Annotated in this window: 15 protein-coding genes; 10 read left to right on the plus strand and 5 right to left on the minus strand. The window is 52.3% G+C overall.

What is annotated here, in order from left to right; genetic code table 11:
- Positions 1-25 precede the first annotated feature (25 nt).
- From glnL to glnA, 3 genes are all read right to left on the minus strand, one after another.
- Entirely contained in the window at positions 26-1,123 is a 1,098-nt protein-coding gene (glnL, locus tag LG201_RS12445) for a nitrogen regulation protein NR(II) (RefSeq protein WP_226772524.1), read from the minus strand.
- A gap of 37 nt (positions 1,124-1,160) precedes the next feature.
- The gene (locus LG201_RS12450; protein ID WP_226772525.1) at positions 1,161-1,649 is read right to left on the minus strand and encodes a DUF4124 domain-containing protein; all 489 of its coding nucleotides are present in this window, start codon (positions 1,647-1,649) and stop codon (positions 1,161-1,163) included.
- Positions 1,650-1,778: 129 nt separating this feature from the next.
- The gene (gene glnA, locus LG201_RS12455) at positions 1,779-3,188 is read right to left on the minus strand and encodes a type I glutamate--ammonia ligase (RefSeq protein ID WP_226772526.1); all 1,410 of its coding nucleotides are present in this window, start codon (positions 3,186-3,188) and stop codon (positions 1,779-1,781) included.
- A 252-nt stretch (positions 3,189-3,440) separates the two neighbouring features.
- Between glnA and LG201_RS12460 the strand changes: the two genes are divergently transcribed.
- Genes LG201_RS12460 through mtgA form a run of 3 tightly spaced genes read left to right on the plus strand, consistent with a single transcriptional unit; the run spans position 3,441 to position 5,413 of the window.
- On the plus strand, positions 3,441-3,896 hold the full coding sequence (locus LG201_RS12460) for a rhodanese-like domain-containing protein (protein ID WP_226772527.1): 456 nt from the start codon (positions 3,441-3,443) through the stop codon (positions 3,894-3,896).
- Positions 3,897-3,905: 9 nt separating this feature from the next.
- A complete protein-coding gene (gene aroE, locus LG201_RS12465) occupies positions 3,906-4,721 on the plus strand; it encodes a shikimate dehydrogenase (protein WP_226772528.1) in 816 nt (271 codons plus the stop codon).
- Positions 4,718-5,413: a monofunctional biosynthetic peptidoglycan transglycosylase gene (mtgA, locus tag LG201_RS12470; protein ID WP_226772529.1), complete on the plus strand. Its 696-nt coding sequence runs from the start codon at positions 4,718-4,720 to the stop codon at positions 5,411-5,413. The genes aroE and mtgA overlap by 4 nt, the downstream gene beginning before the upstream one ends.
- 187 nt (positions 5,414-5,600) lie before the next feature.
- Here the strand turns inward: mtgA and uvrA are convergent, their stop codons facing one another.
- Positions 5,601-8,417, minus strand: coding sequence for an excinuclease ABC subunit UvrA (gene uvrA / locus LG201_RS12475; RefSeq protein ID WP_226772530.1), 2,817 nt, complete (start codon positions 8,415-8,417; stop codon positions 5,601-5,603).
- 92 nt (positions 8,418-8,509) lie between these two features.
- Here uvrA and LG201_RS12480 point away from each other — a divergent pair, with 92 nt between their 5' ends.
- The 3 genes from LG201_RS12480 (at position 8,510) to LG201_RS12490 (ending at position 11,551) form a co-directional block, all read left to right on the plus strand.
- Positions 8,510-9,886, plus strand: coding sequence for an MFS transporter (locus LG201_RS12480; protein ID WP_226772531.1), 1,377 nt, complete (start codon positions 8,510-8,512; stop codon positions 9,884-9,886).
- 2 nt (positions 9,887-9,888) lie between these two features.
- Positions 9,889-10,404, plus strand: coding sequence for a single-stranded DNA-binding protein (ssb, locus tag LG201_RS12485; RefSeq protein WP_226772532.1), 516 nt, complete (start codon positions 9,889-9,891; stop codon positions 10,402-10,404).
- A 181-nt stretch (positions 10,405-10,585) separates the two neighbouring features.
- Positions 10,586-11,551 carry a PEP-CTERM sorting domain-containing protein gene (locus LG201_RS12490; RefSeq protein WP_226772533.1) on the plus strand — a complete coding sequence of 322 codons (966 nt, stop codon included), beginning with the start codon at positions 10,586-10,588 and terminating at the stop codon, positions 11,549-11,551.
- Here LG201_RS12490 and LG201_RS12495 read toward each other — a convergent pair.
- Positions 11,540-13,369, minus strand: coding sequence for an EAL domain-containing protein (locus LG201_RS12495; RefSeq protein ID WP_226772534.1), 1,830 nt, complete (start codon positions 13,367-13,369; stop codon positions 11,540-11,542). The genes LG201_RS12490 and LG201_RS12495 overlap by 12 nt on opposite strands.
- A gap of 187 nt (positions 13,370-13,556) precedes the next feature.
- Between LG201_RS12495 and gspG the strand changes: the two genes are divergently transcribed.
- From gspG to LG201_RS12515, 4 genes are read left to right on the plus strand one after another with little or no spacing between them, the layout of a single operon-like run.
- On the plus strand, positions 13,557-13,985 hold the full coding sequence (gspG, locus tag LG201_RS12500) for a type II secretion system major pseudopilin GspG (RefSeq protein WP_226772535.1): 429 nt from the start codon (positions 13,557-13,559) through the stop codon (positions 13,983-13,985).
- A 1-nt stretch (position 13,986) separates the two neighbouring features.
- Positions 13,987-15,168, plus strand: a complete 1,182-nt coding sequence (locus tag LG201_RS12505) for a type II secretion system F family protein (protein ID WP_226772536.1) — start codon at positions 13,987-13,989, stop codon at positions 15,166-15,168.
- The gene (locus LG201_RS12510) at positions 15,165-16,847 is read left to right on the plus strand and encodes a GspE/PulE family protein (RefSeq protein ID WP_226772537.1); all 1,683 of its coding nucleotides are present in this window, start codon (positions 15,165-15,167) and stop codon (positions 16,845-16,847) included. The genes LG201_RS12505 and LG201_RS12510 overlap by 4 nt, the downstream gene beginning before the upstream one ends.
- Positions 16,828-17,667, plus strand: coding sequence for a hypothetical protein (locus LG201_RS12515; protein ID WP_226772538.1), 840 nt, complete (start codon positions 16,828-16,830; stop codon positions 17,665-17,667). Before LG201_RS12510 ends, LG201_RS12515 begins: the two co-directional genes overlap by 20 nt.
- Positions 17,668-17,678 lie beyond the last annotated feature (11 nt).

Below are 17,678 nucleotides of genomic sequence, written 5' to 3' on the forward strand. Positions count from 1 at the left end.
GAAAAGTGATGAATGTCACAATACTTTATTGCCGTGGAATAAACGCCTTCATTGCAGTACTCTCAATAGGCAGCAAAATGGTGAAGCAGGTGTTGCCTACTTCGCTTTCACATTCAATCATGCCGTGGTGTTGCGTGATGAATGTTTGTGCCAGCGTCAGTCCCAGCCCTGTGCCACCTTCGCGACCAGAGACCAGAGGGTAAAAAATGCGTTCACGGATTTCTGGCGTGATTCCAGGGCCGTTATCTACAATCTGCAGTTTGATGGCGACGCGATAACGCTGTTTCGCCAGCGTGACCTGACGTGCGGCCCGTGTTCTCAATATAATCTCAGGGGCTGCGATCCCAGGCGTGTTCTGCATCGCCTGTACCGCATTGCGGGCAATATTGAGCACTGCTTGAATCAGCTTCTCTCTGTCGCCTATCAGTTCAGGCAGGCTGGTGTCGTAATCGCGGCGGATATTGATGCCGCGGGGTGATTCAGCCAGTAGCAGGCTGCGCACTCGTTCCAGTACTTCATGAATATTGGTGGGCTCGTATTTAGGGACGCGATGCGGCACCAATAGCCTGTCCATCAACAACTGCAGGCGATCCGCCTCCTTGATAATCACCTGGGTGTACTCGCGCAGGCTGACTTGTGGCAGTTCATGTTCCAGTAGCTGTGCCGCTCCACGCAGACCGCCAAGAGGGTTACGTATCTCATGTGCCAGGTTTCGCAACAACTCTGCATTGGCTTGTTGTTGAATCAGCATGCGCTCTTCACGCGCAATACGTAATTGCTGATCCATATGCTGAAACTCAAGAACAAGACAGGCTGGCCTCAGGTCGACAGGGGTCACCGTACAAGTGACGGCAAATGATTGCTGACGAAGGGTTGTAATGGGGAACTCATGTTCTCGGAACGGGCTGTGATGATCAATGGCATGTTCAACCGCCGAATCCAGGATCTCGGATCCTGGAAATACCTGGGAAATGGGCAAGCCGGCAATCTGTTTGGCGCTGATCGCAAACAGGACTTCTGCGCCAGGATTTGCGTAAACCACATGACGTTCATGGTCCAGCAGGATAACAGCCGTGGCTAAATGCTCAAGCCCGGCAAAGGAGGGGGGAATTGTATGTACCATGGCTCATGATAAGCAAAAGCCAGGCCAGCCAGATTTGCTATTTAAAAGCGTCTAGCTCTTTCTGTAAAAGCTGCACATTTTTCTCATGCGCATCTACATTGGCCTGCAACTGCTGCATTTTTTCCTCGAATTTGACCACGTTGCGGTAAGTTTTTCCATTGGCACCACGGTACACCTCTGGTTTGGATTCACCCTCGGCATAGGCTTTTCTGGCTTCTTCCAGCGCTTCCTTTTCGGCTTCGAGTTCATCAATCAGTATTTTTTTGCGCTGATCATCGCGTTTCTTCTGGGTCTGGCTATCCACGCGCGGAAAATTGCTAGGAGTGGCTTGAGCTTTGGGTTTGTTTGCCTGCGTATTAGCCGGAGGCGCAGGATCTATTTCCAGCTTGGCTGCTCCCTTGCTGGGAACATTGGAATAGGTGATATGACCATTCTCATCAACGCTTTTATAAATATCGGCGTATGCAATATGGGCTAGAGATAAGCAGGAGAGCCATATGAGCAAATGGATTGGTGTTTTTTTCATGCGAGTCAGTGTAGTGCAGAACCAGCATGCAGGCAATCTGCACTTGATCGATTTTTGCTAACCATTAGGCAATAAAAAAGGCGGGAAATCCCGCCTTTTTTAAGAGTGCATCATGCTTACTTTAGCAAGTTAAATGCTGTAGTACATGCTGAACTCGATTGGGTGCGGAGTCTGGCGCAGCTTGGTGACTTCATCCATCTTCAAGTCAATGTAGCTGTTGATCCAGTCTTCTGAGAACACGCCACCGCGGGTCAGGAACTCGCGATCCTTGTCCAGCGCTTCCAATGCTTGTTCCAGGGAAGAGGCCACGGTTGGGATGGCTGCATCTTCTTCTGGTGGCAGGTGGTAAAGATCCTTGGTTGCAGGCTCACCTGGGTGAATCTTGTTTTGCACGCCATCCAAGCCAGCCATCAGCAGAGCGCTGAACGCCAGGTATGGGTTAGCAGTAGGATCAGGGAAGCGGGCTTCAATACGACGTGCCTTGTCGGAATGCACGAAAGGAACGCGGATAGAAGCGGAACGGTTCTTGGCAGAATATGCCAGCTTCACTGGAGCCTCAAAGCCTGGTACCAAACGCTTGTAGGAATTGGTGCCTGGGTTGGTGATGGCGTTCAGTGCGCGGGCGTGCTTGATAATGCCGCCGATGTAGTAAAGGGCGAAATCGCTCAGGCCAGCGTAGCCGTTACCTGCGAACAGGTTCTTGCCATCTTTCCATACGGATTGGTGTACATGCATACCGGAGCCGTTATCACCGAAGATAGGCTTGGGCATGAATGTCGCAGTCTTGCCGTATGCGTGAGCTGTATTCAGTACGACATACTTGAGGATCTGGGTCCAGTCAGCACGTTGAACCAGAGTGCTGAACTTGGTACCGATTTCACATTGACCAGCAGTGGCTACTTCGTGGTGGTGTACTTCAACTGGTACGCCCAGTTCTTCCAGAGCAATCACCATTGCGGAGCGGATATCGTGCAGGGAGTCGATAGGAGGCACTGGGAAATAACCACCCTTAACGCCTGGACGGTGACCAGTGTTACCGCCTTCAAACTTCTCACCAGAAGCCCATGCAGCCTCTTCGGAGTTGATCTTGACCGAGCTGCCGCTCATGTCTACTGACCAATTGATGGAGTCAAAAATGAAGAATTCTGGTTCTGGACCAAAGAACGCTGTATCGCCAATACCAGTAGACTTCAGATAGGCCTCAGCACGCTTTGCCAGACTGCGTGGGCAACGATCATAGCCCTTGCCATCGGTAGGGTCGATGACGTCACAGGTCAGAATCAGGGTCGGCTCGTCCATGAAAGGATCGATGTTGGCAGTGTCAGGGTCGGGCATCAATTGCATGTCGGAAGCCTGAATACCCTTCCAGCCAGCAATGGAGGAGCCATCGAAAGCGTGGCCTTCAGTAAATTTGTCTTCGTCGAAGTGGGAAACAGGCACCGTTACGTGTTGTTCCTTGCCCCTGGTGTCGGTGAAGCGAAAATCGACAAACTTGATGTCATTTTCCTTAACCAATTTTAATACGTCGGCCACCGCCATTTGATTCTCCTAGCTCTTTTCTGAATGAAGAAGGTTGTTTAAGCACTACGCTTGACACATTCCACTAGCAGGAACTGTGCCATTGGAAAAATGTAGATTATCATTTTCACACATACGCTTACAAAAGAGAACAGGGTTGTTGTGCACCATAATGATGCTCTCTGCTGTTTTTGTGCACAACTTTGGTGCGTGAGCGTTTGGCTGTGAATTAAGGCTATACTTTCAACACTTTCAGTAGTCAGGATGATCGCCATGGAAACCTTGAACCATATTTTACAAAATGCCAGACAACGTGCCGAGCAAAACGGGTTACCGTATGCGGGAGCCTTAACACCTGCGGAAGCGCAGAAAGTGCTGGAGCTGGCACCGGCGGCGAAGCTGGTGGATGTGCGTAGCCGAGCCGAACTGGAATTGGTCGGGCGTGTGCCGGGAGCCAGCCATATTGAGTGGGCGTTCTATCCGGGCATGGTGGCTAACCCGGATTTTCTCTCACAGCTCAATATGCAGGTCGATCATGAAGTGCTCGTGATGTTTCTGTGTCGTACTGGCGGACGCTCGCACAACGCTGCTGTGGTGGCGACGCAGGCAGGGTATACCGAGGCTTTCAATATTCTGGAAGGATTTGAGGGTGAGTCCACGACGGATAGCAAGCAGCGTGGGCGCATCAATGGATGGAAAGCGGCAGGCTTGCCCTGGACGAATGCCTGAGACTGCCTGATGGATCATTATGCGGTTATCGGGCATCCGGTAGAACACAGTCAATCACCCCTGATACACCAGGCCTTTGCCAAACAAACCGGGCAGGCGCTTGAATACAGTCGTGTGCTGGCACCGTTGGATGGCTTTGCGGCAACCGTTGCCCAATTGCGTGCCCAAGGTTATCAAGGTGCCAATGTCACTGTGCCTTTCAAGTTTGAGGCGTATGCGCTGGCCGATCGTCTGAGCGCGCGTGCACTAAATGCGGGCGCGGTGAATACGCTTTCGTTCTTGCCTGATGGTGTGGTGGGTGACAATACGGATGGCATCGGTTTGGTGCAGGATATTCTGCACAATCTGCAGTTTGTCTTGCCGGGTAAGCGAGTGCTCCTGCTTGGGGCAGGCGGCGCTGCAGAGGGAGTGCTATATCCCTTGCTCGAGCAAGGGCCTGCTGTGTTATGTATTGCCAACCGCACTCATGACAAGGCCATCGCCATGGCGACACGCGCGCAAAAACAACATGGGGAGCTGCGGATCGAGGCGCGCAGTTTTGCTGAGCTGGCTGGCCAAACATTTGATCTGGTGATCAATGCCACCTCCAGCGGCCTCAGCAATGAAAAAATGACTTTACCTGCTGGCTTGTTCGCAGAGAGTGCCCTGGCGTACGACATGATGTATGGACGAGAAACCCCTTTTATGGCCTATGCCAGACAAGACAAGGTGGCAAACATTGCCGATGGATTAGGCATGTTGGTGGAGCAGGCAGCTGAAGCATTTTACAGCTGGCGTAAAGTGCGCCCGTTGACATTACCCGTCATCAAGCAGTTACGCACATGAACCTCAAGCGCATAGTGTGGCGCCTGTTACTGGCGTTGATAGTCTTGGTTGTGTTGTATCAATTATGGATATTCCTGCATATTTGCTGGTGGGTGGAGCATAACCCTTCCACCAGCGCCTTTATGCGTACCAGCTTGCAAACCTTGCGAGATGACAACCCGGATGCCAAATTGCAGCATCAGTGGATAGAGTACCGCAAGATCTCCAGCAATCTTAAACGGGCTGTGGTGGCGTCTGAAGATGCCAAGTTTACAGACCATGAAGGTTTCGACTGGGATGGTATTCAAAAGGCCTACGAGAAAAACTGGCAAAAAGGGCGTATCGTCGCGGGCGGTTCTACTATCAGCCAGCAACTGGCAAAGAACCTGTTTCTTTCCACCAAGCGCACCCCTTGGCGCAAGCTTGAAGAGGCTGTCATTACCTGGATGCTGGAACGCATGATGACCAAGCGGCGGATTTTCGAGATATACCTCAATGTCATCGAGTGGGGTAACGGCGTGTTTGGCGCCGAGGCTGCTGCCCGTCATTATTACAAAACCAGTGCTGGTGGCCTCAGCAGTTATCAAGCGGCCAAACTGGCCGCGATGATCCCGAATCCTCGGTATTACGACAAACACAGGGAAGCGCGCGGCTTGAACCGCAAGACCGGGATCATACAAGCGCGTATGCGCTATGCGGTGGTGCCTAAGTAATAGGCTGGGGATTGGGTTGGGCGAAGCTGAAGCCCCCTCTAACGGGTTCCTCTCTCAGGCTGCCCGGCTTTCGCCTGTACTGCTTGGCATAAGCAGATGCGAAGATTAGCCAGATGATGGCTTGGCTCTATCCATGATGGGGCGTGTGGCGGAGCGTTTTGAGTTTGCCCCGCCATTATGGCTCAGCTTATTTGAGCATGGGCTTCAAGTATTTCCCGGTATAGCTGCCCTTGGTTTCTGCCACTTTTTCTGGGGTGCCGCATGCAATCACGCTGCCTCCTCCATCGCCGCCTTCCGGACCCATGTCGATGAGCCAGTCTGCGGTTTTGATCACGTCCAGGTTGTGCTCAATGATGACGATTGTGTTGCCGTGGTCACGCAGGCGATGCAGTACATCCAGTAACAGCTGGATATCAGCAAAGTGCAGACCGGTGGTGGGTTCATCCAGAATGTACAAGGTGCGGCCTGTATCGCGCTTTGAAAGCTCAAGTGCAAGTTTGACGCGTTGTGCTTCCCCCCCTGACAGGGTGGTGGCGGATTGTCCCAGGGTGATATAGCCCAGGCCCACATCCAGCAGTGTTTGTAGTTTGCGGGCGACCACAGGAACGGCATCAAAAAATCCTCTGGCCTGTTCTACGGTCATTCCTAGCACTTCGCGGATGTTCTTGCCCTTGTACTGAATTTCCAGGGTTTCGCGGTTGTAACGGTGGCCTTTGCACACGTCGCAGGGCACGTATACATCTGGCAGAAAGTGCATTTCAACACGAATGACGCCATCGCCCTGGCAGGCTTCGCAGCGTCCACCCTTGACGTTGAATGAGTAACGCCCTGGACCATAGCCACGTGCCCGACTTTCAGGGACACCTGCAAACAGGTCGCGAATCGGGGTGAACAGGCCTGTATAGGTCGCTGGGTTGGAGCGTGGAGTGCGCCCGATAGGGCTCTGGTCTACATCTACGACTTTGTCAAAAAACTCCAGACCCTCGATCTGTTGATACGGCGCAGGCTCAGTAGAGCTGCCGTATAAGTGTTTTGCCACTACGCGATAAAGCGTGTCATTGATCAGCGTGGATTTGCCTGAGCCGGATACGCCAGTCACGCAGGTGAGCAACCCGACGGGTAGCTCCATGCTGACTTCTCGCAGGTTGTTGCCTGTGGCATTGATCAGCTTCAGCCAGCGTTCAGGATCGGGTGCATGACGCTTTTTGGGGATGGCAATTTCCCTGGTGCCGCTCAGGTATTGACCGGTGAGAGAGTCCTTGTTGGCCTGGATTTCTGCGGGGGTACCAACAGCCACGATATTGCCGCCATGTTCGCCAGCGCCGGGGCCGATATCCACCACATAATCTGCCGCCATGATGGCATCTTGGTCGTGCTCGACCACAATGACGCTGTTGCCGATGTCCCGCAGGCGCATCAGTGTTTCAAGCAAGCGGTCATTGTCACGTTGATGGAGGCCGATAGACGGCTCGTCCAAGACGTACATCACGCCAGTGAGGCCCGAGCCAATCTGGGAGGCAAGGCGGATACGTTGTGCCTCGCCACCAGACAGGGTTTCAGCAGAGCGGGAAAGAGACAGATATTCCAGGCCGACATTGGTGAGGAATTTCAGCCTATTGCCGATTTCCTTGACGATTTTGTCTGCAATCGCCAGTTTCTGGCCAGTGAGTTCAATGGTTTCAAAGAAAGTGAGTGCTTGCCTGAGTGGAGCTTCACATACTTCATGAATGTTTTTCCCACCCACCTTGACGTGTCTTGCCTCACGGCGCAAACGTGTGCCACTGCATTCCGGGCAGGATTGGGAGTTCAGGTATTTTGCCAGTTCCTCGCGCACGGTGACGGAGTCTGTCTCGTGATAACGGCGCTGCAAGTTGTTGAGTATGCCTTCGAAGGTATGGCTTTTTTCATAGAGCTTGCCACGTTCATTGAGATACTGGAACGAGATGGCCTCTTTGCCGCTACCTTGCAGTAACACCTGCTGAATCTGTTCTGGTAATTCTTCAAATGCGGTTTCAAGCTCAAATTCATAATGGCTGGCAAGACTTTGCAGCATCTGGAAATAAAACTGGTTGCGCTTGTCCCAGCCTTTGATCGCCCCACTGGAAAGCGACAGGTGCGGAAATGCCACCACGCGTTTGGGATCGAAAAAGCTGATCTGCCCCAGGCCGTCGCACTTTGGACAGGCACCCATAGGATTGTTAAAGGAGAATAGGCGCGGTTCCAGCTCTGCCAGTGAGTAGTCACATACTGGGCAGGAGAATTTGGCGGAGAATAAGTGCTCCTTGCCTGTGTCCATTTCCAGCGCCACGGCCTTGCCTTCAGCCAGGCGCAGGGCGGTTTCGAATGACTCGGCAATCCGCTGTTTCATATCAGCACGGATTTTGAGGCGGTCTACCACTACGTCTACATTGTGCTTCACCGTCTTGGCCAGCTTGGGCACTGCATCCAGCTCGTAGGTTTCACCATCCACCCGTACGCGCACAAAACCTTGAGCCTTGAGCTCTTCAAACAGTTCCAGTTGCTCACCTTTGCGGTTGCTCACCACCGGGGCCAAAATCATGAGCTTGGTGTCTTCTGGCAAGGCCAGGACGCTATCCACCATTTGGGATACGGTCTGGGCCTCCAGCTTGATGCCATGTTCCGGGCATTCCGGATCACCGGCGCGAGCATAGAGCAAGCGCAGATAATCGTGAATTTCAGTCACCGTGCCGACAGTGGAACGCGGGTTGTGTGAGGTAGACTTTTGCTCGATGGAGATGGCCGGGGAAAGACCTTCAATCAGGTCCACATCCGGCTTGTCCATGCGGGCAAGGAATTGACGGGCGTAAGCAGAAAGCGATTCCACATAGCGTCGCTGGCCTTCCGCGTACAAAGTATCAAATGCCAGCGATGATTTGCCGGAACCGGAAAGACCGGTAATGACGACCAGCTTGTTACGAGGCAAATCCAGTGAAACATTTTTCAGGTTGTGCGTGCGTGCACCGCGTATGCGTATGTATTCCATGTATGTAAGTCGTAGACCTGTCGGTTTATTTAACGAGGGTGGGGCAACCTGTTAATATACGCAACTTCGCCTGTTTAATTCAATGATTTTTAATGTCACCGTCTGAACGCATGTCCGCCATTGAGCTGCGGGCCACCCTGGGCTTGGCCTCCATTTATGGGCTGCGCATGCTGGGCATGTTCCTTATCCTGCCGATTTTTGCGATTTATGCAGAAACGCTGCCGGAAGGGCATGACCATTTCTATATTGGCTTGGCACTTGGTGCCTATGGCCTGACTCAGGCTATTTTTCAATTACCTTTCGGCATGGCATCTGACCGATTTGGTCGCAAGAACATGATTTATATCGGCCTGCTGATTTTTGCCGCAGGCAGTTTTGTGGCAGCTTCTGCTACTGATATCCATATGGTGATTATTGGCCGCGCCATCCAGGGCGCAGGTGCCGTGTCTGCAGCGGTGACAGCCATGGTGGCTGATCTCACGCGGGAAGAACACAGGACCAAGGCCATGGCCATGATCGGTGGCACCATAGGGATCACGTTTGCACTGTCTTTAATCCTGGGACCTACGCTTAACCAGTGGATAGGCGTGCCAGGTATTTTTGCCCTGACTGGATTCCTGGCATTACTGGCTATTCTGGATATCAAGTATCTGGTGCCCAATCCGCAGGTAAGCCGCTTTCACTCTGACACCCAGGCTGCGCCAGCCAAACTTAGCTCCGTGCTGAAAAACACGCAATTGCTGCGCCTTAACTTTGGCATTTTTGCCTTGCATGCATCTCATATGGCGATGTTTGTCGTGGTGCCATTTGCCATCAAGCAAACCAGTGGTATGAGTGAAAATGACCACTGGATGATTTATCTGCCTATCATGGTGATCTCACTGGCATTGATGGTACCCGCCATCATCTATGGCGAGAAGAAAGCCAAGCTCAAGCAGGTGTTCATCGCAACAGTATTGACCATGCTGGTGGCCGAGATAGCCTTTGGCCTGCTGATTGATAGCTTCTGGGGTATTGTCGCCTCGCTGACCATATTTTTTATTGCGTTCAATGTGTTGGAGGCCATCATGCCTTCCACTATCTCCAAACAGGCACCCGCGGCCGCCAAGGGAACGGCGATCGGGGTCTTCAACACCGCGCAATCCCTGGGTATTTTTGTTGGGGCAGTCTCTGGTGGTTTCCTGTCGGGACATTTTGGGTACTCTTCAGTGTTTGTATTCTGTGGCATATTGATGCTTTTATGGTTAATCAGCGTCCTGACCATGCAGCCGCCTGCGGCAGTCAAAAGCAAGATGTATCATCTGCCTGAAGGCTATGCACGGGATGCTGCGCAGTTGTCCAGGCAGCTGGCAGCGTTGCCAGGGGTTCGTGAATCTGTAGTATTGCCTGCCGAAGGCATGGTGATATTGAAAGTAGACATGCAGGTAAGCTGGGATGAGTCCGCGGCACTGCAATTAATAAGGGGTTAAAGATGGCATCGGTCAATAAAGTAATTTTAGTCGGCAACCTGGGGCGTGACCCGGAAGTCCGTTATATGCCGAATGGTGAAGCGGTCTGTAATTTCAGTATTGCGACAACTGACAACTGGAAAGATAAAAATGGCCAGCGTCAGGAGCGCACTGAATGGCACAATATTGTCATGTATCGCAAACTGGCTGAAATTGCGGGCGAGTACCTGAAAAAAGGGCGTCCCGTTTATGTAGAAGGCCGCTTGCAGACGCGCAAATGGCAAACCAAAGAAGGTCAGGATCGCTATACCACCGAGATTATTGCCGATCAGATGCAAATGCTGGGTGGTCGTGAAGGTGGCGGTGCCAGCAATGCCAGTTACGATGGCGGCGGTGATGATTTCAACCAGGATTACAGCAACCAGTCCAGCCAGTCTGCACCAAAGCCGCAAGCAGCACCATCACAGCGCCCGGCACCAGCAGCGAAGCCTGCAGGTGGCAGCAACTTTGATGATTTCGAGGATGATATTCCATTCTAGAGATATGCCTTACAGATGCATGTCAGTGCTGAAATGTAGGTCTGCAATATAAACTTAGAAAAGCCCGATTATTTAGAATAAGTAATCGGGCTTTTTCATGGACGCACGATACAGAAATTTGTTGAGAATGATTATTAGTTAATAATATAATGATTCTCAAAATCAATACGGAAAGCCCATCATGCGCTTGCATCACAAGATAATACAGTTGGCATTGCTATCTGGTCTGACGTTGTCGGCAAATGCTGCGCAGGCGATAGAAATTGTGTTTGATTATCGCTTTGATCGTCATGGCTGGTTTAGTGATAGTACTACTGATGGCTTGGCCAGGCGTGGGGTATTGCAACAGGCAGCTTCTGCATTTACACACTTCTCGGATTCATTATCTGCAATTACCCCGCGTGATGATAATAGTTGGAATGTGAGTTTTCAGCATCCAAGCTGGGCGAACTGGCTGGAGCGTGTCACGGTGAATAACCTCGACGTGGCACAAGATAGCATGGTGGTGTTTGTCGGAGCATCCTCATTCAATGGGTCTGTGTTGGGTGCAGCGGGATCTGGGAATGTACGCGCCAGTGGAGATCAGGGGTTTATTGACACCATTGCTACCCGAGGCCAGCAAGGAGCTGTCGATAATGCGCTGACCGACTTTGGTCCCTGGGGCGGTTCTATTTGGTTTAACAGTCATATCAATTGGTATTCTGGCTTGGATGACCCGATTGCAGGTTCAACCCAGGCTGATCTATTGACGACGGTCACCCATGAGTTGGCGCATTTGTTGGGATTTGGCTTAGCTGATTCCTGGAATGCCTTGCTCCAACGTAATGATCAGGGATATATATTTACTGGTGCCAATGCGGTAGCTGAATATGGTGCAGGCATTCCCGTGGATGGTTCCGCTGGGCATTGGGCTTATGGTGTAGTGGGCAGTATTGATGGCCAGCCTGTACCCAACTTGATGGATCCAAGCACTGCTGCAGGTAATCGTGAGTATCTGAGTGATCTTGATTATGCGGCCTTGCGCGATATAGGCTGGCAGGTCAGTGCTGTGCCAGAGCCTTCCACCATCTGGATGTTGCTCCTGGGCTTGGTGGGAGTGTTTGGCCGCTGGCGCAGGAAAACGCGCCCATTAGATCTAGACGCTTAGCAGCAACCGCTGCTGGCTGTGGTGTTCATAGTTGGCAACCCATAAGGCAAACTTCTCCGCAGGCAGTGGTTGGGAGAAGTGATATCCCTGCACAAATTTACAACCGCTGGATTCTGCCCAATGTAGTTCAATATCAGTCTCCACCCCTTCCGCAACCAGTTCCAGAGACATGCTTCGTGCGAGGGCGGCGATGGTCTTGATGATCTCGACATTGACCGGCTCATGTTCAATGCCCTTGATAAAGGATTGATCAACCTTGAGCCTGTCAATCGGGAATTTTCTCAGATAACTGAGATTGGAGTAGCCAGTGCCAAAATCGTCGATGGCCAGTTTAATGCCCAATCCGTGCAGTTTTCTCAAGGTGCGGACTACCGCATCGGCGTCCTGCATGAACATGCTCTCTGTTAATTCCAGTTCGAGGTAAGACGGGTTAATGCCTGTTTCTTGAATGATGGCCTCGACCATGGGACAGAAATCACTCTGGTAAAACTGCATGGCCGAGATATTGACCGAAATACGCATGGGCTTGATGCCTGATGCTATCCAGGCTTGATGTTGACGACAGGCTTCACGGATCACCCATTTGCCTATGGAAACGATCAGGCCGGTTTCCTCCGCGATCTCAATGAAGTGAATCGGGGTGAGCAATCCGCGTTCAGGATGGTGCCAGCGGATCAAGGCTTCCTTGCCCACTACTTTGCCACTATCCAGGGCCACTTGTGGTTGGTAGAACAGTTCAAATTCATTACGTTCTATCGCCAGGCGAAGATCGGTTTCCAACGACATGCGATCCAGCGAATACAAACGCATGCCAGCGGCATAATGACGATAAGTGTTGCGACCACCCCGCTTGGCTTCATACATGGCAGCATCGGCTTTCACCAATAAATTGTTGGCATCCTCGTCGTCTCGTGGGTAAGTAGTAGTGCCAATACTGGCAGAAACAAATACCTCTCTTCCCATGATGTGCTGCGGCAATTTGAGGGTGTCAAGAATGCGCCAGCACAGCTTGTCCAGGTCGGCCTGACCGTTTATGTCGTCCACAATGATGGTGAACTCGTCACCGGAAAGGCGCGCAACTGTATCTGTTTCACGTGAGCAACGCGTCAATATGGTCGCCACTGTCATCAGGAGTTGGTCGCCAAACGCATGGCCCATGGAGTCGTTAAAGTGCTTGAATTTGTCCAGGTCTATAAACAGTAAACCTAGTTTAGATTGCTTTCGGTTGGCTTCTGCAATTGCCATCGACAGCCTGTCCATGAACAGGACGCGGTTAGGTAATTTGGTCAGTTGGTCAAAATGGGCGAGGTAAAACAGGTTTTCCTGTTTGCGCTGCGTAATCTCATCCAGTAAATCGTGGCCGTTGGCAATGCCCACGTATTGATCATGCTCGGTGACAATAAACCCGCTGACCATATGCTGCATGCCAGCATCAATAATGATGCGTGAAATGTCATCAATGGATGTGTGACTGTGCACAATCAGTGGTTTTTTATTCATAAACTCACTGATTGGTTTCTTGCCGTAAATCTCGTGGGTGTAGGGTTTGATAAATGTCTCAACAAACGCATGACGCTCCACAATACCCACTGGCACATTCATGGCCGTGACTACTGGCAATGCGAATATCTGCTGGTGTTCCTGGAAAATTGCCAGGACGCTGAGGCAGGGCATGCTGTCTAGTACTGGCTCTACTGAGCGAAGCAGGCGTTTGACCGTGGGGTTGTCGTCGCTTCGGCTAAAGCGGAATGATGCTGTTGCGGTATTCATGGCTGGTAAACGCAGATGCAGTGCACCTTCTGGTTGTCGAGGGCGCATCTGCCGATGATGCAGATGCCTGACAGATTATGCATATTTATGTTGCAGAATTGTGAATGAGGCGAAGGGGTGAGGCCTGATGAAATGGCTGGAAGGCGCTAGATAGATTTTAATGAAACCGTCATAAACCATGGTTATGCTTTGCGGCGAATCTACCTTAAAAGGCTGGGCAGACCTGCCATCTGTAATGAACAACTCGCTATTATCTTTTCGTCGCCATACAGGCTTTACATTGCTTGAGCTGCTGGTTGTACTGGTCATCCTGGGTTTGCTGGTGGGGTATGTCGCTCCAAAGTATTTTGCCCAGCTGGGCAAGTCAGAAGTGAAAACCGCACGTGCTCAAATTGGTGCTTTGGAAAAAGCGCTGGATCAATACCGGCTGGATGTTGGCCATTATCCTACCAGCGAACAAGGTTTGCCGGCATTGAATGCGGCACCCGCTGGTGAAAGCAGGTGGGCTGGACCTTATCTACAGAAAACCGTTCCGCATGATCCATGGGGGAGGCCTTATATATTCAAGGCACCAGGCGAGCATGGTGATTTTGACCTGTTTTCACTGGGTAAGGATGGCCAGCCTGGCGGCAGTGATGACAATGTTGATATCGTGAACTGGTGATATGCGTTATCAGGTGCGGGCGATTGCGGGTGGGCAGCTGGTCTCACTTGAACTGGAGGCGCAGCACGCCGAAGAAGCAGCTGCGCAGGCACGCAGCCAGGGATATGAAGTGCTTTCCACCAAGCGAGAATCCACAGGTCTAGGCCAGAGCAAGCTTACCAAATTTCCCCTTTTGTTATTCAGCCAGGAATTACTTTCATTGTTAAAAGCCGGATTAGGCTTGGTGGAGTCGCTGGAAGGCATTGCAGAAAAAGAGCAGAGGCCTGAAGTCGCCAATATCCTGCGGGGCATTCTGGATGCCTTGTATCGCGGCCAAACCTTATCCAATGCACTGACGGCGTATCCGCATGCATTTCCAGGATTGTACGCAGCCATGATCAAGGCCAGCGAGCGCACGGGTGATTTACCTGAGTCGCTCATGCGATACATTGGTTATGAGCAGCAGGTGGAAGTGCTGCGCAAGAAGCTGGTGGCTTCTTCGATTTATCCGTTTCTATTGATCACCGTGGGTGGCCTGGTTGTCCTTTTTTTATTGGGCTATGTGGTGCCGAGGTTTTCACAGATTTATGCCGATGTAGGCGATAACCAGCCATGGATGCTGAAAGTGGTGCTGGCTTGGGCTGGCATCATCGAAACACATGGACAGACATTGTTGATTGCTGCGGTAGCCGGAGTCGCCGTTGCGATCTATGCCTTGATGCAACCGACGATACGGGGGCGGATGATGGCATTGTTATGGCGTATGCCTGGTGTGGGCGAGCAGATGCGGGTATTCCAGCTGGCCAGGTTTTATCGCACCCTGGGCATGTTGCTGGAAGGCGGCATTACCGTCTCACAGGCACTGGAAATGGCGCGCGGATTATTGACGGCTTCCTTCCATGATAGCCTGAGCAAAGCCTCTACATTGATACGCGAAGGGCGTTCTATTTCCGAGGCAATGGAGGCGGCAGGACTGGTGACTCCGGTTTCCCTGCGCATGCTGCGGGTAGGCGAAAAAAGTGGCGAGATGGGTCGTATGATGGAACACATTGCCACCCTGCATGATGAGGAAATCGCACGTTGGCTGGAATGGTTTACCCGACTGTTCGAGCCTTTGCTGATGATTTTTATCGGGCTCATTATTGGCGCGGTTGTGGTGATGCTTTACATGCCAATTTTTGAGCTGGCCGGGAGTCTGCAATGAGCCAGACAATGTTGGACCTATTCTCCCCTGAGCATATGCAGCAAGCACGGGCATTGGCAGCCAGCAGTGGTCATTCCATGATCGAGATGCTACAGAACCTGGCTGACCTTCAGGATGGGGACTTTTGCCAGGCATTGGCACAAGCTACCGGTTTGCGCCTGCTGACAATGGATGAGCTGCATCAAAGGCAGCCCGCATTTGATGTCATGAGTTTCAGCCTTGCTGCTCGTTATCACTGTCTGCCATTACGCGAAGGTGATCACTTGCTGCTGGTTGTGTCAGACCCTTTGAATAACACGGTGTTCGATTGGGCTGCCGAGTGGCTACCGTCAGGGTTTGCCACCTATCTGGCGCATGTGACTGACATCCAGGCCTATCTGAATCGTCATGAAGAAAGCATGCGTGCCATGGATGGCAACATGCTGGCGGGCAATGAAATCAGCGCGGCGATGGCAACGGATGTGGAGCATCTGAGCCTGCAAAGCATCAATGCCGATAGCAGCCCGGTGATCCGCATGGTCAATTCCACTCTGTATGACGCTTTGAAGGCGGGCGCCAGTGATATTCACATGGAAAGTGTTGCCGCTGGCCTGGTGGTCAAGTATCGCATTGATGGTGTATTGGCGCATGTGGGCAGCATGCAGGGCGCTGACATGGCGGAACAAGCCATCTCGCGCGTCAAGATTCTGGCCGAGCTGGATATTGCCGAGCGCCGGGTGCCTCAGGACGGCCGCTTCAAAGTCATGATGCAAGGGCGGGATGTGGATTTTCGTGTGTCCATCATGCCTAGCATCTACGGTGAAGATGCGGTGTTGCGCGTGCTTGATCGCAAGTCACTGTCAGACCAGGCTCAGGGGTTGTCACTCAAACAGCTGGGGTTTGACGATTACATCATTGAAGGCTTCCGCCAACTGGTCACTGAGCCGTATGGCATGGTGCTGGTCACCGGGCCGACTGGTTCTGGCAAGACGACCTCACTTTATGCTGCGATCAGTGAGGTGAATCACGGGCATGACAAGATCATCACCATCGAGGACCCGGTGGAATATCAACTCCCCGGCGTGCTGCAAATTCCGGTCAATGAAAAGAAGGGACTGACGTTTGCGCGTGGTTTGCGCTCCATCCTGCGCCACGATCCGGACAAGATTATGGTGGGGGAAATCCGCGATCCAGAAACCGCACAGATTGCCGTGCAGTCAGCCCTCACGGGGCATTTGGTATTTACTACATTGCATGCCAATAACGTGTTTGATGTCATCAGCCGTTTTCTGCACATGAATGTAGAAGCCTATAGCCTGGTGGCAGCGCTGAATGGCGTGATGGCACAACGCCTGGTGCGCCTGGTCTGTCCGCATTGCGCAGAAGAGGTGATCCCGAGTGATGACCTGTTGGCGCAATCACGTTTGAAGCGTGATGAAACTGCGCATTATCGTTTCCGCCAGGGCAAGGGCTGTGGGCATTGTCGCGGCAGTGGTTATCGTGGTCGCAAGGCGATTGCGGAGTTGCTGGCGCTGGATGACGAGCTGCGCGAGATGATTATTGCGCGTGAGCCTTTGAGAAAGCTGAAAGACGCTGGCAGGGCACGTGGCATGAAGAGTTTGCGTGAGGCGGCGCTGGAATCAGTCGCACGTGGCGAGACGACGCTGGAGGAGATCAATCGTGTCACCTTCGTGGCTTGAACCATGGCGGCCAGGCCGCATGGGCTTATCCATCACATTGGCGATCTATCCTGACCGTATTGTCTGGTTGCGCACCAGGCGCGGTTTTAAGGTGCAAGTGCAAGATAAAGGCCTGCTGGAGATTGGGGCGGTGGATGGCACATGGCAGCCAGTGCTGGAACAACTGCCTGATGTGCTCAAGCAGGCTGGCGCCAGCGGATTACCAGTCCGGGTGTTGATGTCCAATCACTTCATGCGCTATGCGATTGTTCCAAACCCTGATGCCGCCATTAGCCGTGAAGAAAGAGATAGCCTGTGCCGCCATGCCTTTGAGCGCGTACATGGCGCTGTAGTGTCAGGCTGGGAGTTGCGCCTGAGCCTGGCTGCAATCGGCGGGAGTGCGCTGGCCAGTGCAATGGATCGCGAATTGCTGCAAATATTGCGCTTACATCTGCAAGCAATCAACGCACGATTGCTCTCAGTGCAACCGTATTTGATGGCAGCGTATAACCACTCAACCGGACTTGAGGATGATGGCATCCTGGCACTCGTAGAGCCGCAGCGCCTATGTCTGCTAGCCTGGCGAGCAGGAAGCTGGGTTGCGGTGCAACAACAGCACCTTGGAGCAGATTGGTCAGCGTTGTTGCAAAGCCAGGTGGCCCGGTTGCGCATGCAGTTTGAATTGACTGCCGATACATCATTGCAAGTCTGTGCGCTGGAGTCTGCTTCCACCGCCGGCCTGCTAGTTGGACCACATCGCACATTGGTGCAGCCAGCATGGCCTGCTGGATTGCAAGCAAGTTTGGGCCACGATTATTTCGGTGCGGCGCTGGTGCTATAAGGATGAAAGCG

Origin of the sequence: Methylobacillus gramineus, from assembly GCF_020532675.1 — a bacterium.
GTDB classification, from domain to species: Bacteria; Pseudomonadota; Gammaproteobacteria; order Burkholderiales; family Methylophilaceae; genus Methylobacillus; species Methylobacillus gramineus.